At 62.6% G+C, this 16,695-nt stretch carries 10 protein-coding genes; all 10 read left to right on the top strand.

Features of this window, described 5'->3' with window-relative positions; translation table 11 throughout:
- The 10 genes from aroK to gspE all read left to right on the top strand — a co-directional run bounded on the left by aroK (window position 1) and on the right by gspE (window position 16,694).
- Window positions 1-519, top strand: a complete 519-nt coding sequence (gene aroK, locus CGA22_RS12315; protein ID WP_041020548.1) for a shikimate kinase AroK — start codon at window positions 1-3, stop codon at window positions 517-519.
- Window positions 520-667: 148 nt separating this feature from the next.
- Entirely contained in the window at window positions 668-1,768 is a 1,101-nt protein-coding gene (gene aroB, locus CGA22_RS12310; RefSeq protein WP_041020549.1) for a 3-dehydroquinate synthase, read from the top strand.
- Between the two features lie 10 nt (window positions 1,769-1,778).
- Entirely contained in the window at window positions 1,779-3,350 is a 1,572-nt protein-coding gene (locus CGA22_RS12305) for an SPOR domain-containing protein (protein WP_188258599.1), read from the top strand.
- A 350-nt stretch (window positions 3,351-3,700) separates the two neighbouring features.
- Window positions 3,701-8,149 (top strand): glutamate synthase large subunit, encoded by a 4,449-nt coding sequence (gene gltB / locus CGA22_RS12300; RefSeq protein ID WP_041021966.1) that lies wholly within the window; start codon window positions 3,701-3,703, stop codon window positions 8,147-8,149.
- 33 nt (window positions 8,150-8,182) lie between these two features.
- A complete protein-coding gene (locus tag CGA22_RS12295; RefSeq protein ID WP_024779900.1) occupies window positions 8,183-9,601 on the top strand; it encodes an FAD-dependent oxidoreductase in 1,419 nt (472 codons plus the stop codon).
- 241 nt (window positions 9,602-9,842) lie between these two features.
- On the top strand, window positions 9,843-10,910 hold the full coding sequence (gene hemE, locus CGA22_RS12290) for a uroporphyrinogen decarboxylase (protein ID WP_041021967.1): 1,068 nt from the start codon (window positions 9,843-9,845) through the stop codon (window positions 10,908-10,910).
- Window positions 10,911-11,254: 344 nt separating this feature from the next.
- Window positions 11,255-12,721: an N-acetylglucosamine-binding protein GbpA gene (gbpA, locus tag CGA22_RS12285; protein WP_041021968.1), complete on the top strand. Its 1,467-nt coding sequence runs from the start codon at window positions 11,255-11,257 to the stop codon at window positions 12,719-12,721.
- 66 nt (window positions 12,722-12,787) lie between these two features.
- Entirely contained in the window at window positions 12,788-13,303 is a 516-nt protein-coding gene (locus CGA22_RS12280; protein ID WP_041021969.1) for a type II secretion system protein N, read from the top strand.
- A gap of 8 nt (window positions 13,304-13,311) precedes the next feature.
- Entirely contained in the window at window positions 13,312-15,225 is a 1,914-nt protein-coding gene (gene gspD / locus CGA22_RS12275) for a type II secretion system secretin GspD (RefSeq protein ID WP_041022000.1), read from the top strand.
- Window positions 15,222-16,694, top strand: a complete 1,473-nt coding sequence (gene gspE, locus CGA22_RS12270) for a type II secretion system ATPase GspE (RefSeq protein WP_041021970.1) — start codon at window positions 15,222-15,224, stop codon at window positions 16,692-16,694. The genes gspD and gspE overlap by 4 nt, the downstream gene beginning before the upstream one ends.
- The last annotated feature ends 1 nt before the right edge of the window (window position 16,695 follow it).

Genomic DNA, 16,695 nt, shown 5'->3' with positions numbered 1-16,695 from the left:
GTGCGAAATTTGATTCTTGTTGGGCCGATGGGCGCTGGAAAAAGCACCATCGGCCGTTTGCTGGCCAAAGAGCTGCGCCTGCCGTTCAAAGATTCCGACAAGGAAATTGAATTGCGCACGGGCGCGAATATCCCGTGGATCTTCGACAAGGAAGGCGAACCAGGCTTTCGTGATCGCGAGCAGGCGATGATCGCCGAGCTGTGTGCATTCGAAGGTGTGGTGCTGGCCACCGGTGGCGGCGCCGTGATGCGCGAAGCCAACCGTCGGGAACTGCATGCCGGTGGACGGGTGGTCTACCTGCACGCCTCCGTCGAGCAGCAGGTCGGGCGTACCGCCCGGGACCGCAACCGTCCGCTGTTGCGTACCGCCGATCCGGCCAAGACCCTGCGGGACCTGCTGGAGCTGCGTGATCCGCTGTACCGGGAGATCGCCGACCTGGTGGTGGAAACCGACGAGCGGCCACCGAGAATGGTGGTGCTGGAGATTCTCGAACGTCTGCAGCAACTGCCTCCCCGTTAATGCGCCACGGGAAATGCGCTATCCTCGGCGTCTCGCCGTCATCCGCCGGGCCGTGGCAGATGGCCTTCGAGTGGCGTCATAGCAGACACCGTGGACTTTTCGTTAATTGCAGGCAGGACGCCTGATTCCATCTTCACCGTGGGGACACATGCAGACACTAAAGGTCGACCTGGGCGAGCGCAGCTACCCGATTCACATTGGCGAAGGCTTGTTGGACCAGCCGCAACTGCTGGCGCCACATATCGCCGGGCGGCAAGTGGCGATCATCTCCAACGAAACCGTCGCCCCTTTGTATCTGGAGCGCCTGACCCGCAGTCTGTCAGCCTTTTCGGTCATTTCCGTGGTGTTGCCCGATGGCGAGGCGTTCAAGAACTGGGAAACCCTGCAGTTGATCTTCGACGGCCTGCTGACCGCGCGGCATGACCGGCGCACCACGGTGGTGGCCCTGGGCGGTGGCGTGATCGGCGACATGGCCGGGTTTGCCGCGGCCTGCTACCAGCGTGGCGTCGACTTCATCCAGATCCCTACCACGTTGCTGTCCCAGGTCGATTCGTCGGTGGGCGGCAAGACCGGGATCAACCATCCGCTGGGCAAGAACATGGTCGGCGCTTTCTATCAGCCCAACGTGGTGCTGATCGATACCGCTACCCTCAATACCTTGCCGGCCCGTGAGCTGTCCGCAGGGCTGGCGGAAGTCATCAAGTACGGGCTGATCTGCGACGAGCCGTTCCTGGGTTGGCTCGAGGAGAACGTCGACCGTCTGCGGGAACTGGACCAGGCTGCCCTGACCTACGCGATCGAGCGCTCCTGCGCAGCCAAGGCCGCGGTGGTCGGTGCCGATGAGCGTGAGTCGGGTGTACGGGCCACGCTCAACCTGGGCCACACCTTTGGACACGCCATCGAGACCCACATGGGGTATGGTGTCTGGCTACATGGCGAGGCGGTGGCGGCCGGTACAGTCATGGCCCTGGAAATGTCCGCGCGCCTGGGCTGGATCAGCGAGCAGGAGCGTGATCGCGGCATTCGGCTGTTCCAGCGCGCCGGGCTTCCGGTGGTGCCTCCCGAGGAAATGACCGAGGCCGATTTTCTCGAACACATGGCAATCGACAAGAAAGTGATCGATGGTCGTCTGCGTCTGGTGCTGCTGCGCCGCATGGGCGAAGCGGTGGTGACCGACGATTATCCGAAAGAGGTTCTACAGGCCACGCTGGGCGCGGATTACCACGCCCTGGCTCAGCTTAAAGGTTAATAAGATTCCGATGACTAGTTTGCATGCCGACGAGGCCTTCCTCGGCCATTTCCAATTGAGTCACGACCCCTTCGCTCCACGGGTCCCCGGCTTCAAATTCTTCCCGGCCCAGCGCAAGCCGGTGCTGGGTCAGTTGCATCACCTGGCGCGCTACAGCCAGTTGCTACTGGTCGTTACCGGTCCTCAGGGCAGCGGCAAGACCTTGCTGCGCCAGGCCCTGGTGGCCAGCACCAACAAACAGTCGGTGCAAAGCGTGGTGGTCTCGGCCCGTGGCGCCGGTGATGCCGCCGGTGTGTTGCGCCAGGTGGCCCAGGCGTTGAACCTGGCCCAGGCCGAAGTAGGTGCGATTCTCGACCAGATCGTCCAGCTGGCGCTGACCGGGCAGGAAGTCTACCTGCTGGTGGATGACGCCGAGCAGCTCGACGAGTCGGCCCTGGAAGCCCTGCTGGCGCTGGCGGCCGGGGCGCCGGAAGGGCGTCCCCATGTCTTCCTGTTTGGCGAGTCGTCGTTGATCGCCGAGCTGGAACAGCTGGAGCTCGAGGAAGAGCGCTTCCATATCATCGAACTGGCGCCGTACACCGAAGAAGAAACCCGTGAATACCTGGATCAACGCCTTGAAGGCGCGGGCCGGGGTATCGAACTTTTTACCGCCGATCAGATCTCTGAGATTCACGAAGGCTCCGGCGGCTGGCCTGGCAACATCAACCAGGTCGCTCGGGATGCCTTGATCGAAGTCATGATTGCCAGCCGCTCAGCGGTGAAGCGTCCAACTATGGGGTTCAACATGCCGAAGAAACACGTATTGGCGATTTCCGCCGTCGTCGTGGTCGCGGTCGTCGCCGCCTGGCTGATGCCGGGTCGCAACAAGGCGCCGACCACAGGCGCGCCTGCCAACGAACAGGCACAACTGCCCCTCGGTCAGGGGGCGCCGAAACCCAACGGCGGCGCGCCGGCGGTGGAATTCGCCGGCAGCACCCAGCCGATGCCGTTACCGTTGGTCGGCCAGTCGCAACCGGTCATGCGCGGGCCCCTGGCCGAAGCTGCCGGTGGGATCACCGAGGGTGACGATGGCGCGGCACCACCGATCGACGATGGCGACACGCCGCCGACCGTGACCACCACGGCCCCGCCTGCGGGCGTGCCTGCCGGCCCGGCTCCGACACCAGCACCTGCTCCGGCCGCCAAGCCGACCCCGGCTCCGGCCCAGGTGGCGACGGCCAAGCCTGCCCCTGCGCCGGTTGCCAAGCCGACGCCTGCCCCGGCGGCCAAGCCTGCTGCACCGGCCAAGGCCGCGGGTGGCAGCTGGTACGCCGGCCAGGCACCGGGCAACTACGTCGTACAGATTCTCGGCACCAGCTCCGAAGCCACCGCGCAGAACTTCGTCAAGGAGCAGGGCGGCGAGTATCGTTATTTCAAGAAAGTCCTCAACGGCAAGCCGCTGTATGTCATCACTTACGGCAGCTTTGCCAACCGTGATGCAGCTGTTTCCGCCATCAAGGCCTTGCCAGCGAAGGTTCAGGCTGGTAAACCTTGGCCTCGCACTGTCGCCAGCGTCCAACAGGAACTGGCTGCAACTCGCTGAAGATTCGGCGGCCTTACCCAGGCCGCCTCTCCCGGCAACCTCAACATTTCCGCAAGAGCGAGCGACCTTTCAGGCCGCGCGCCTTGTGGTGTCTGCGTCACAGTAGCGTTTGAGTCGTAGCGGTCGAACCCAAAAAAGTTTTGACTAGCACAGCATATAGCTTTAAACCTTTCACAAATGCGACATGAATTTTCGACGTTTCGTCGTCAAATTTGTGAGCGTCTGTGTCGGCATGTACAATGACCTCCCTTTTGCCCCCGCAAAGCCGGCGTACGTTCGGCGTGGAGTGCAAGTGGTTGAATTGAAAAGAAATTTGCCTCGATAAGGGGCAGCCTGGTGAGAAAGTGTCTATGAAAGCAGGTCTGTACCAACCAGATGAATTCAAGGATAACTGTGGTTTTGGCCTGATAGCCCATATGCAGGGCGAGCCCAGCCATACCCTTTTGCAAACGGCCATTGAGGCCCTGACCTGCATGACCCACCGTGGTGGGATCAACGCCGACGGCAAGACCGGCGATGGCTGTGGCTTGCTGATTCAAAAGCCTGATGAGTTCCTGCGTGCCATTGCCCAGGAAACGTTTGGTGTCACGCTGCCCAAGCAGTACGCCGTGGGCATGGTGTTTTTCAACCAGGACCCGGTGAAGGCCCAGGCAGCTCGCGAGAACATGGACCGCGAGATCCTGGCCGCCGGCCTGCAGTTGGTCGGCTGGCGCAAAGTGCCGATCGATACCAGTGTCCTCGGTAGCCTGGCCCTGGCGCGCCTGCCGCAAATCGAACAGGTGTTCATCGCCGGCGAAGGCCTGAGCGACCAGGAGATGGCGATCAAGCTGTTCAGCTCCCGTCGTCGCTCGTCCGTGGCCAACGCCGCCGACACCGACCACTACATCTGCAGCTTTTCCAACAAGACCATCATCTATAAAGGCCTGATGATGCCGGCGGACCTCACCGCCTTCTATCCAGACCTGAGCGACGAGCGCCTGAAAACCGCGATCTGCGTGTTCCACCAGCGCTTCTCCACCAATACCCTGCCGAAATGGCCGCTGGCCCAGCCATTCCGCTTCCTCGCCCACAACGGCGAGATCAACACCATCACCGGCAACCGTAACTGGGCCCTGGCCCGTCGCACCAAGTTCGCCAACGACCTTATGCCGGACCTCGAAGAGCTCGGCCCGCTGGTCAACCGTGTGGGTTCGGACTCCTCGAGCATGGACAACATGCTCGAACTGATGGTGACCGGTGGCATCGACCTGTTCCGTGGCGTGCGCATGCTGGTTCCGCCGGCGTGGCAGAACGTCGAGACCATGGACCCGGACCTGCGGGCGTTCTACGAATACAACTCCATGCACATGGAACCGTGGGACGGCCCGGCCGGTATCGTCATGACCGACGGCCGCTATGCCGTGTGCCTGCTGGACCGTAACGGTCTGCGCCCGGCGCGCTGGGTCACCACCACCAACGGTTTCATCACCCTGGCGTCGGAAATCGGCGTCTGGAACTACCAGCCTGAAGACGTCATCGCCAAGGGCCGCGTAGGCCCGGGCCAGATCTTTGCCGTGGACACCGAGACCGGCCAGATCCTCGACACCGACGCCATCGACAACCGCCTCAAGTCCCGTCATCCGTACAAGCAATGGTTGCGCAAGAACGCCCTGCGCATCCAGGCGACCATGGAAGACAACGACCACGGTTCGGCTTTCTACGACGTCGATCAGCTCAAGCAGTACATGAAGATGTACCAAGTGACGTTCGAAGAGCGTGACCAGGTGCTGCGTCCGCTGGGCGAGCAGGGCTACGAAGCGGTCGGCTCCATGGGCGACGACACACCGATGGCTGTGCTGTCGCAGCGCGTGCGCACGCCATACGATTATTTCCGCCAGCAATTCGCCCAAGTGACCAACCCGCCGATCGACCCGCTGCGCGAAGCGATCGTGATGTCGTTGGAAATCTGCCTGGGCGCCGAGCGCAACATTTTCCAGGAGTCGCCGGAGCACGCCTCGCGGGTGATCCTCAGCTCGCCGGTCATTTCCCCGGCCAAATGGCGCTCGCTGACCAACCTCGACCGTCCGGGGTTCGCGCGTCAGGTCATCGACCTGAACTACGACGAAAGCGTCGGCCTCGAAGCGGCCATCCGCAATGTGGCCGATCAGGCTGAAGAAGCCGCGCGCTCCGGGCGTACCCAGATCGTGCTCAGCGACCGTCACATCGCGCCGGGCAAGTTGCCGATCCATGCGTCCCTGGCCACGGGTGCGGTGCACCATCGCCTGACCGAGAAAGGTCTGCGTTGCGATTCCAACATCCTTGTCGAAACCGCCACCGCCCGTGATCCGCATCACTTCGCGGTGCTGATCGGTTTCGGTGCCTCGGCGGTATATCCGTTCCTGGCCTACGAAGTGCTCGGCGACCTGATCCGTACCGGTGAAGTGCTGGGCGATCTCTACGAGGTGTTCAAGAACTACCGCAGGGGCATCACCAAGGGCCTGCTCAAGATCCTCTCGAAGATGGGCATCTCGACCATCGCCTCGTACCGCGGTGCGCAACTGTTCGAGGCCATCGGCCTGTCCGAAGAAGTCTGCGAGCTGAGCTTCCGTGGCGTGCCGAGCCGCATCAAGGGTGCGCGTTTCGTCGACATCGAAGCCGAACAGAAAGCCCTGGCTGCCGAAGCCTGGAGTCCGCGCAAGCCGATCCAGCAAGGCGGCCTGCTGAAGTTCGTCCACGGCGGCGAATACCACGCCTACAACCCGGATGTGGTGAACACCCTGCAAGCCGCTGTGCAGCAGGGCGACTACGGCAAGTTCAAGGAATACACGGCGCTGGTGGACAACCGCCCGGTGTCGATGATCCGCGACCTGCTCAAGGTCAAGACCCTGGACACGCCGCTGGACATCAGCGAAGTGGAACCCCTGGAATCGGTGCTCAAGCGCTTCGACTCCGCCGGTATTTCCCTGGGCGCCTTGTCGCCGGAAGCCCACGAAGCCCTGGCCGAAGCCATGAACCGCCTCGGTGCGCGTTCCAACTCCGGCGAAGGCGGCGAGGATCCGGCGCGCTACGGCACTATCAAGAGCTCGAAGATCAAGCAGGTCGCGACCGGCCGTTTCGGTGTAACGCCAGAGTACCTGGTCAACGCCGAGGTGCTGCAGATCAAGGTTGCCCAGGGCGCCAAGCCCGGTGAAGGCGGCCAGTTGCCTGGCGGCAAGGTCAACGGCCTGATCGCCAAGCTGCGCTACGCGGTCCCCGGCGTGACCCTGATTTCGCCGCCGCCCCATCACGACATCTACTCGATCGAAGACTTGTCGCAACTGATCTTCGACCTCAAGCAGGTGAACCCGAAGGCACTGGTTTCGGTGAAGCTGGTGGCGGAAGCAGGCGTCGGTACCATCGCCGCCGGTGTGGCCAAGGCTTATGCCGACCTGATCACCATCTCCGGCTACGACGGCGGTACCGGTGCATCGCCGCTGACCTCGATCAAATACGCCGGTGCGCCCTGGGAACTGGGGCTGGCTGAAACCCACCAGACCCTGCGCGGTAACGACTTGCGCGGCAAGGTCCGGGTGCAGACCGACGGTGGCCTGAAAACCGGCCTCGACGTGATCAAGGCGGCCATTCTCGGCGCCGAGAGCTTCGGCTTCGGTACCGCACCGATGATCGCCCTGGGCTGCAAATACCTGCGCATCTGCCACCTGAACAACTGCGCCACCGGCGTGGCGACCCAGAACGAGAAGCTGCGCAAAGACCACTACATCGGCACCGTCGACATGGTGGTGAACTTCTTCACCTACGTGGCCGAAGAAACCCGTGAATGGCTGGCGAAACTGGGCGTGCGCTCGCTCGAAGAGCTGATCGGCCGCACCGATCTGCTGGACGTGATCGAAGGCCAGACCGCCAAGCAGCATCACCTGGACCTGACCCCGTTGCTAGGCAGCGATCTGATCCCGGCAGACAAGCCACAGTTCTGCCAGGTCGACCGCAACCCGCCGTTCGACAAGGGTGAGCTGGCCGAGAAGATGGTCGACATGGCCGCTTCGGCCATCAACGACCTGAGCGGTGCCGAGTTCAGCCTGGACATCTGCAACTGCGACCGTTCCATCGGTGCGCGGATCTCCGGCGAAATCGCCCGTTTACACGGCAACCAGGGCATGGCCCAGGCGCCGATCACGTTCCGCTTCAAGGGTACTGCCGGCCAGAGCTTCGGCGTCTGGAACGCCGGCGGCCTGAACATGTACCTGGAAGGCGATGCCAACGACTACGTGGGCAAAGGCATGACCGGCGGCAAGCTGGTCATTGTCCCGCCCAAAGGCAGCGTCTACAGGACCCAGGACAGTGCCATCATCGGCAACACCTGCCTCTACGGCGCCACGGGCGGCAAGCTGTTCGCCGCCGGCACCGCAGGCGAGCGTTTTGCCGTGCGTAACTCCGGGGCCCACACCGTTGTGGAAGGCACCGGGGATCACTGCTGCGAATACATGACCGGTGGTTTCGTCTGTGTATTGGGCAAGACCGGCTACAACTTCGGCTCTGGCATGACCGGTGGTTTCGCCTACGTGCTCGACCAGGACAACAGCTTCGTTGACCGGGTCAACCACGAGCTGGTGGAAATCCAGCGGATCAGCGGCGAGGCGATGGAAGCCTACCGCAGCCACCTGCAACGCGTGCTGAATGAGTACGTCGAGGAAACCGACAGCGAGTGGGGTCGTGAACTCGCGGAAAACCTTGATGACTACGTGCGTCGTTTCTGGCTGGTCAAGCCGAAGGCTGCCAACCTGAAGTCGTTGCTTTCCAGCACTCGTGCCAACCCGCAGTGATATGCGCCTGAAGAGTTTGATGAGGTTTTAACAATGGCTGAACGTCTGAATAACGACTTCCAGTTCATCGATGTCGGGCGCAAGGATCCGAAGAAGAAACTGTTGCGTCAACGCAAGAAAGAGTTCGTCGAGATCTACGAACCGTTCAAACCCCAGCAGTCGGCCGACCAGGCCCACCGCTGCCTGGGTTGCGGTAACCCGTACTGCGAATGGAAGTGCCCGGTGCACAACTTCATTCCCAACTGGCTGAAGCTGGTGGCCGAGGGCAACATCCTCCAGGCCGCCGAGCTGTCCCACCAGACCAATACCCTGCCGGAAGTCTGCGGCCGGGTGTGTCCGCAGGATCGCCTGTGCGAAGGCGCCTGCACCCTGAACGACGGCTTCGGCGCGGTGACCATCGGCTCGGTGGAGAAGTACATCACCGATACCGCGTTCGCCATGGGCTGGCGCCCGGACATGTCCAAGGTCAAACCGACCGGCAAGCGGGTCGCCATCATCGGTGCCGGCCCGGCGGGCCTGGGCTGTGCCGACGTGCTGGTGCGCGGTGGCGTGACCCCGGTGGTGTTCGACAAGAACCCGGAAATCGGCGGTCTGCTGACCTTCGGCATCCCCGAGTTCAAGTTGGAAAAGACCGTGCTGAGCAATCGTCGCGAAGTCTTCACCGGCATGGGCATCGAGTTCCGCCTGAACACCGAGGTGGGCAGGGACGTGACCATGGAGCAACTGCTCGAAGAATACGATGCCGTATTCATGGGCATGGGCACCTACACCTACATGAAGGGCGGCTTTGCCGGTGAGGATCTGCCGGGTGTTTACGACGCCCTGGATTTCCTGATCGCCAACGTCAATCGCAACCTGGGCTTTGAAAAGTCGCCGGAAGATTTCGTCGACATGAAGGGCAAGAAGGTGGTGGTGCTCGGCGGTGGTGACACGGCGATGGACTGCAACCGCACCTCGATCCGCCAGGGCGCCAAGTCGGTGACCTGTGCCTACCGTCGTGACGAAGCCAACATGCCCGGTTCGCGTAAAGAGGTGAAGAACGCCAAGGAAGAAGGCGTGAAGTTCCTCTACAACCGCCAGCCGATTGCCATCGTGGGTGAAGACAAGGTCGAAGGCGTGAAAGTGGTCGAGACCCGTCTCGGCGAGCCGGACGCCCGTGGCCGTCGCAGCCCCGAGCCGATCCCCGGCTCCGAAGAGATCATCCCGGCCGACGCCGTGGTCATCGCCTTCGGCTTCCGTCCAAGCCCGGCGCCCTGGTTCGAGCAGTTCAGCATCCAGACCGACAGCCAGGGCCGTGTCGTGGCCCCGGAACAAGGCCAGTACAAGCACCAGACCAGCAACCCGAAGATCTTCGCCGGTGGCGACATGGTCCGCGGTTCCGACCTGGTGGTGACGGCGATCTTCGAAGGCCGCAATGCGGCTGAAGGGATCCTGGATTACCTGCAAGTCTGACTGCCGTTGATCGTTCCCACGCTCCGCGTGGGAATGCAGCCCGCGACGCTCTGCGTCCCCTTTGGAACGCGGAGCGTCCCTTGAGGCATTCCCACGCAGAGCGTAGGAACGATCACTCAAGTGTTGAGTAGGCCGGGTTCTACCGCGACAAATTGCCCCGATAGATAAAAGGCACGGCTCTTGCCGTGCCTTTTGCGTCGCGCTCTGAGAAAATGCCCGCACTTTTTTTCCGGATGCCGACATGACTGCCCTGAAGAACGACCGTTTCCTTCGCGCCCTGCTCAAGCAACCCGTAGACGTTACCCCGGTATGGATGATGCGCCAGGCCGGCCGCTACCTGCCGGAGTACCGCGCCAGTCGCGCCAAGGCCGGCGACTTCATGAGCCTGTGCATGAACCCTCAGTTCGCCTGCGAAGTGACGATGCAGCCGCTGGATCGCTACCCGCAGTTGGACGCGGCCATCCTGTTCTCCGACATCCTCACCATTCCCGACGCCATGGGCCAGGGCTTGTATTTCGAGACCGGCGAAGGCCCGCGCTTCAAGAAAGTCGTCAGCACCCTGGCCGATATCGAAGCGCTGCCGATTCCCGATCCGCAGAAAGACCTGGGCTACGTTATGGACGCGGTCAGCACTATCCGCCGCGAACTCAATGGCCGCGTGCCGCTGATCGGCTTTTCCGGCAGCCCGTGGACCCTGGCCACCTATATGGTCGAAGGCGGCTCGTCGAAGGACTTCCGCAAGACCAAGGCCATGCTCTACGACAACCCGCACGCCATGCACCTGTTGCTGGACAAGCTGGCGCAGTCGGTGACGGCCTACCTCAACGGCCAGATCCTGGCCGGTGCGCAAGCGGTGCAGATCTTCGATACCTGGGGCGGCAACCTGTCGGCGGCGGCGTACCAGGAATTCTCCCTGGCCTACATGCGCAAGATTGTCAGCGGCCTGATCCGCGAACATGAGGGGCGCCAGGTCCCGGTGATCCTGTTCACCAAGAATGGCGGCCTGTGGCTGGAAAGCATCGCCGATGCCGGTGCCGACGCCCTCGGCCTGGACTGGACCTGCGACATCGGCAACGCCCGCGAGCGGGTCGGTCACAAGGTCGCGCTGCAAGGCAACATGGACCCCACCGTGCTTTACGCCAAGCCCGAAGCCATCCGCGCTGAAGTCGGGCGTATCCTCGCCAGCTATGGCAAGGGCAGCGGCCATGTGTTCAACCTCGGCCATGGCATTACTCCGGAAGTCGATCCGGAACATGCCGGTGCATTCCTGCGGGCGGTGCATGAGCTGTCGGCGCAATATCACGACTAGCGGCCTGCGCGGACCCCACTAAAGTAGCCTGTCCGGCTCCGAGTCGGACAGGCTTTTTTATGCGTGCTGTTATCTATTCAAGGTCAACTAACTGGTTGTTTGGCTTGGCGTGTTTGTTGTTTATTTCGGTTAATGTCTTATGTGTAAGAGATTTCTTTCGTCATGTAAGAAAAATGGATTCAGAGATCCTTCCTTCTACCTAGAGAGATTTACCCTACATAGCAAACTTTAAGTTTTCGATAAGGTTCGGCGCTTGAAAGGTGCGGCGCTGAGCACTCCTGCGTGCCTTTCAAGATGACGGTGATACGTCTTTCCCAATCTCGAATGACTAGTCTGGAACTTATATGAAAAACAACTTCACCAAGAGCAGGGTATTGACGGGATGTGCTTCATCCTTAGTCCTCTTGTCGACCTTGATGGTATCCCAGGGGGCGCTTGCCCATGGCTTCCTTGAAGTACCGCCTTCGCGTGCTCTGTTGTGCCAGAAAGGTGAAAACAAGAACTGCGGTGGCGCGCAATTCGAGCCCCAGAGCACGGGTGAAACCTTCAAGGGGTTCCCCAACGGAGCGGGCGGTGCGCCCCTGCAAGGGCCCTTTGACGGAAAAATTGCCAGCGGTGGCCACCCGCTGTTTTCCGCCCTTGACGCACAGTCGGCCACCCGTTGGCACCTGACCGAGATCCGCGACCGCAACATCGCCTTCCAGTGGCAATATACCGCCGTGCACCCGGCGACCCGGCATGAGTATTTCATTACCCGCGATGGCTGGAACCCGAATGAAGCGCTCAAGCGTGCTTCGTTCGACAGTACGCCGTTCTGTACCGTGGAGGGCGGCAACCAGACTCCGAAGCCGGGTGCCAGGCACAACTGCGTCATACCCGACAGCAAGACGGGACATCATGTGATCCTGGCGGTCTGGACGGTGGGTGACACCGACAATGCATTCTACGACCCGGCGGATGTGAACATCCTTGCCGAAGCCGCGTTGCCGGGTGGTTGGTCGCCGGTGGGCAGCATTGCATCGTCGACGCCGCTGCTGGTGGGCGACAAGGTCAAGGCGCGGGCGTTCTCCGCCGGTGGCGAGAACCCCCAGTACAGCGTGACGATCGGCATTGACTCCGTCGAGGAAGGCAGGCCTGAGAACTGGTCGTTCAAACTGGCTGAAGCGATCAACGAAGCCCACCCCCTGATTCGTGCAGGTATTCGTGACGACGAGGGCAATATCACCCCGGTCCGAGGTACCAACAACCTGTACGCCCAGAAGGAAAGCGGCGTGAGCCGGTATGAAGTGCAACTGGACATGCAGGAAGACGCTGGCGCCAGCATGACGATTGCTTCCCTGCAGCCGGACTATGTACTCGACAAGGGCCGCGTCAACCTGACGTTCGCTGCGCAGACGAACCGCCGGATGAACCTGGAAGCCACGTTGCTCGATGAGAAGAACAAGCCGGTCGGTGTCGTGAGCCAATCCGCAGGCGAAGGCAATACCGGGCTGAGCATGGACGTGCGCAGTGCCCCGGGCGCCCACACCCTGACGCTGGTGGGCACCACCGAGGACGGGCGGACCACCCGCCAGGACACGCGCAGTGTCACCCTGACCGGTGAGGGCGCAGACGTCGAATACGATTTCGTGTTCCCTGAAAACCTCGGTGAATACACCGCCGGCACGAAGGTGTTGCAGCCCAAGACCAACGAGGTCTTCGAGTGCAAGCCGTTCCCCGCGTCCGGCTACTGCAAGCAATACAGCCCGACGGCGAATGGCTTCGAGCCCGGTGTCGGTGCTTCCTGGCAAAGCGCCTGGGACAAGTTGTAAGTCCTGACAGGACGGCGCCAGGCAATCCGTAGCGGTGGACTGGCGCCTTCAAGCGAGAGCGCGGTGATGCATTCAAGTTATTCCTTCGCACGACACGTGATGTGGCTCGTGCCGTTGTTGTATGGCGTATTCCTCGCCGGGCAGGAGTGGCGTTTTCGCCAGGCATTGGGCCGTGAAGTGCCGGTGGTTGCCGATTCGCCGGTCGTTCCGGTTGGCAGTCCGCCCAACGTCCAGGCCGTGGCGACCGTATTCGGCCTCACGCCTGCAGGCGCCCACGCGCCCAGCGCCGAGCCGATGACCTTGCAAGCCAGTTTTGTCGTCGCCCAGGGTTTGTCGCGGGCGCTGCTGGCAGATGCCGCAGGCGCGCGCATCTACCGGGTGGGCGAGCGTTTGCCCAGTGGCAGCGTGCTGCGCCGGGTGGAGACCGATCATGTGATGTTGTGGCGTAACGGGCGTGAAGAACGCCTGGCCCTGCAACAAGCGGCAAAGCCTTGGCTGCGCCGGGTGGGTCTCGACGATGAGCGCCCTGCAACAGCCCATTCCTCGCAATACATACGCCCGGTGGCCGGGCATTCAGAGTGATCGAATTCATGAACAGCGTTATCCGCAGCCGTGTATCCCACGCCTTGCTCTGTCTTGCCGTGTCCTGCCCACTGATGTTTGCCGACGTGGCACGGGCCGAGGAGGCGCGTTGGCAACTGGCGATGAACAATGCCGAGTTGCGCGACGTGGTCGAAGAAATTTCCGCGATCCTGGGCAAGACCGTGGTGCTCGATCCCAGGGTGTCGGGGCGCATTTCCGTCATGTCCCGCGAGGCGTTGGACCGTGAGGGCGTGCGTCGGCTGTTCTATTCGGTACTCGATGCCCACAACTTCACCGTGATCGATCAAGGCGAGCGGATCCTTATCACTCCGGTTGCCGATGGCAGGACCCGGGCCGGCGGCGACACGAAAGACCCGGCGCCATCGCAGTTCGTCACCCGGGTCATCGACCTGCAGTCGAGCGTTGCGGCCGACGTAGCCGGTCTGATCCGCCCCCTGGTATCGGGTGCTGGCTACATCGGACCGTCGGTTTCCTCCAACGCGCTGGTGGTGACCGACACGGCCGCCAATGTGCAGCGCATCACCCGGGTCGCTCAGCAGCTGGACTCGGGACATAACCGCAATCATGTGGTGGTGCAGTTACGTCATGCCAGGGCCGGGGATATCGCGTCGATCCTGGAAGCCTCCGGCAGTAAGCGCGAGGGCGACACCGCGGGTTCGGTGATCGCCGACGCGCGTGGCAATCGCCTGGTGATCATCGGCGCACCGCGGGTGCGTCAACGCCTGGCCGAACTGGCTCGGACCCTGGATGTTCCAGCCTCCGCGGCCGAGGACACTGCACGGGTCATCCGCCTGCGCCACAGCGATGCCAAGCAATTGGCCGAGGTACTGGAGGGCGTCGGGCAAGACAAGAAGGCCGCACCAGCCCAGGCCGGCCTGCGGGAAAGCGCGGCCGCCAGTCCGTTCGTGATCAAGGCCGACGAAAGCCAGAATGCCCTGGTGTTGATCGCCGAGCCGGCCCAGGTTCGCACCATCGAAAATATTATCCGGGAGCTGGACCAACCCCGGGCCCAGGTGCTCATCCACGCCGCCATTGTTGAAATTTCCGGAGACATCGCCGAAGCGCTGGGGGTGCAGTGGGGGATCAAGAGTGGCAGCGCGGAGGGGGTCATCAGTTTTTCGGGAACCAAGACTCCGATCATCGGCGAGCTGAACCCCAAGGATGTCGATGGCGTGCTCCTGCGGTTGGGCGGCGATCGCTTCAGCGCACTGATATCGGCCCTGGCGAGCAATACCCGCAGCAACCTGCTCTCCACTCCCAGCCTGCTGACCCTGGATAACCAGGAAGCGGAGATCATTGTCGGCAAGAACGTGCCGTTCAAGACCGGTTCCTACGCCACCAACGGCAGCGGCGCGGACAATCCCTTTACCACGGTGGAGCGCAAGGACGTCGGCATCAGTCTCAAGATCAAGCCCTACATCAATCAGGGCTCCTCCCTGCGCCTTGAGGTCCAGCAGGAAGTCTCGGACATTGCCCCGTCTGTTGCCGGCGTGGATTCCTCGGACCTGATCACCAACAAACGTGCCCTGAAGAGCACGATCCTGGCGGACGACGGCGAGATCATCGTGATTGGCGGCCTGATCCGCGACGATGTCCGCTCCCAGGAAAGCGGCGTGCCGCTGTTGCGCAACATTCCATACCTGGGTGCACTGTTTCGCTGGACCCGCGACACCCAGACCAAAAGCAACCTGATGGTGTTCCTGCGGCCCACCATCGTGCGCGGCAAGGAAGATCTGGCAGATGTCAGTCGCCAGCGCTACGACGCGCTCCGGGAGCTGAGCAAGCCGGGCTCGCGGCAGAATAATTCGCTGTTGCTGCCCCGAGACGCTCGCCAGTTGTTCGAGCCCTCCATGGAGGCTTCATCGGCAGATCCGTTGCCGCAGAATCGGGGTGAGCTGTGAGCGAGTCCCTGGCCCCGCTGCCCTTCGGTTTCGCCCGGCGCCACGGCGTGCTGCTGGACGGCGAAGGGGCTGCCGTGAGCCTGGTGATGCGTTGCGATGCGCCGCTGACCGCGCTGGCTGAGGTTCGCCGGCTCTGTGGCCGGGAACTGCCGATCCAGGTGCTGGAGCCGGCGCAATTCGCGACGCGTCTGGCCTGTGTCTATCGCCAGGGCCAGAGCGCTGCCGAGCAGGTGGCTCAGGGTCTGGACGAGGAGCTGGACTTGCTCAGCCTGGCCGATCAACTGCCACAGACCGCCGACTTGCTGGAGCAGCAGGGCGACGCGCCGATTATCCGCTTGATCAACGCGCTGCTCAGCGAAGCGGTCCGCGAACAGGCGTCGGACGTGCACCTGGAAACGTACGAGCAATACCTGTCGGTCCGCATGCGGGTCGACGGCCAACTGCGGGAGATGCTGCGTCCGCGCCGCGAGCTGGCCAGCCTGCTGGTATCGCGGATCAAGGTCATGGCGCACCTGGATATCGCTGAAAAACGAGTCCCCCAGGACGGTCGGATGGCGCTGCGGCTGGCCGGGCATGAAGTCGATGTACGGGTCTCGACCCTGCCGTCGGCCCATGGCGAGCGGGTGGTGTTGCGCCTGCTCGACAAGCAGGCCGGGCGCCTGGATCTGCCGCGCCTGGGGCTGCCGGACGATACTCTGGCGAGCCTGCGTCGGTTGCTCGCCAAACCCCACGGTATCGTGCTGGTGACGGGGCCCACGGGCTCTGGGAAAACCACCAGCCTGTACGCAGCGCTCAGCAGCCTCAACGACCAGAGCCGCAACATCCTCACCGTCGAAGACCCGATCGAATATCACCTGCCGGGCATTGGCCAGATGCCGGTCAACCCGAAGGTCGACATGACCTTCGCCCGTGGCTTGCGAGCCATTTTGCGCCAGGACCCGGACGTGGTGATGGTGGGCGAGATCCGTGACCGCGAGACGGCGGAAATCGCCGTCCAGGCCTCCCTGACCGGTCACCTGGTGCTGTCGACCTTGCATACCAACAGCGCCGTCGGCGCGATCACGCGGCTGGTGGACATGGGCGTGGATGCCTATCTGCTGGCCTCGTCCCTGGCCGGCATCGTCGCGCAAAGGTTGTTGCGGGCCCTGTGCCCGTCTTGCAAGACCCCCTATGTAGCCGACGCCGCCACCTGTCGGCGCCTCGGGCTCGAGGCTGATGTCGGGCCTCGGCTGTTCAGGGCCCGGGGCTGCGATGGATGCCAGGCAGGTTACCGAGGGCGTTTCGGCATTTATGAGCTGGTCAGTATCAGCAGCCCGTTGTCGCAACTGATTCATCAGGGGGCTACCGAACAGGCGCTGGCGTTCGAGGCGCGCAAGACCTCCCGCAGTCTGTTCCAGGACGGGCGTCAGCGAGTCCTGGAAGGCCTGACCAGTGTCGATGAACTGCTGCGCATTACCCAGGAGGATTAGC

This window comes from Pseudomonas sp. PSB18 (assembly GCF_014596565.1).
In the GTDB taxonomy this organism is placed as follows: Bacteria; Pseudomonadota; Gammaproteobacteria; order Pseudomonadales; family Pseudomonadaceae; genus Aquipseudomonas.
Note: the sequence above shows the minus strand (reverse complement) of the source record. Positions and strands in the feature narration are given on the sequence as shown.

Excerpts from the sequence above, each read along its gene's own strand:
- aroB (WP_041020549.1), top strand. The coding sequence starts at position 668 with ATGCAGACACTAAAGGTCGACCTGGGCGAGCGCAGCTACCCGATTCAC.
- CGA22_RS12305 (WP_188258599.1), top strand. The coding sequence starts at position 1,779 with ATGACTAGTTTGCATGCCGACGAGGCCTTCCTCGGCCATTTCCAATTG.
- gltB (WP_041021966.1), top strand. The coding sequence starts at position 3,701 with ATGAAAGCAGGTCTGTACCAACCAGATGAATTCAAGGATAACTGTGGT.
- CGA22_RS12295 (WP_024779900.1), top strand. The coding sequence starts at position 8,183 with ATGGCTGAACGTCTGAATAACGACTTCCAGTTCATCGATGTCGGGCGC.
- hemE (WP_041021967.1), top strand. The coding sequence starts at position 9,843 with ATGACTGCCCTGAAGAACGACCGTTTCCTTCGCGCCCTGCTCAAGCAA.
- gbpA (WP_041021968.1), top strand. The coding sequence starts at position 11,255 with ATGAAAAACAACTTCACCAAGAGCAGGGTATTGACGGGATGTGCTTCA.
- CGA22_RS12280 (WP_041021969.1), top strand. The coding sequence starts at position 12,788 with ATGCATTCAAGTTATTCCTTCGCACGACACGTGATGTGGCTCGTGCCG.
- gspD (WP_041022000.1), top strand. The coding sequence starts at position 13,312 with ATGAACAGCGTTATCCGCAGCCGTGTATCCCACGCCTTGCTCTGTCTT.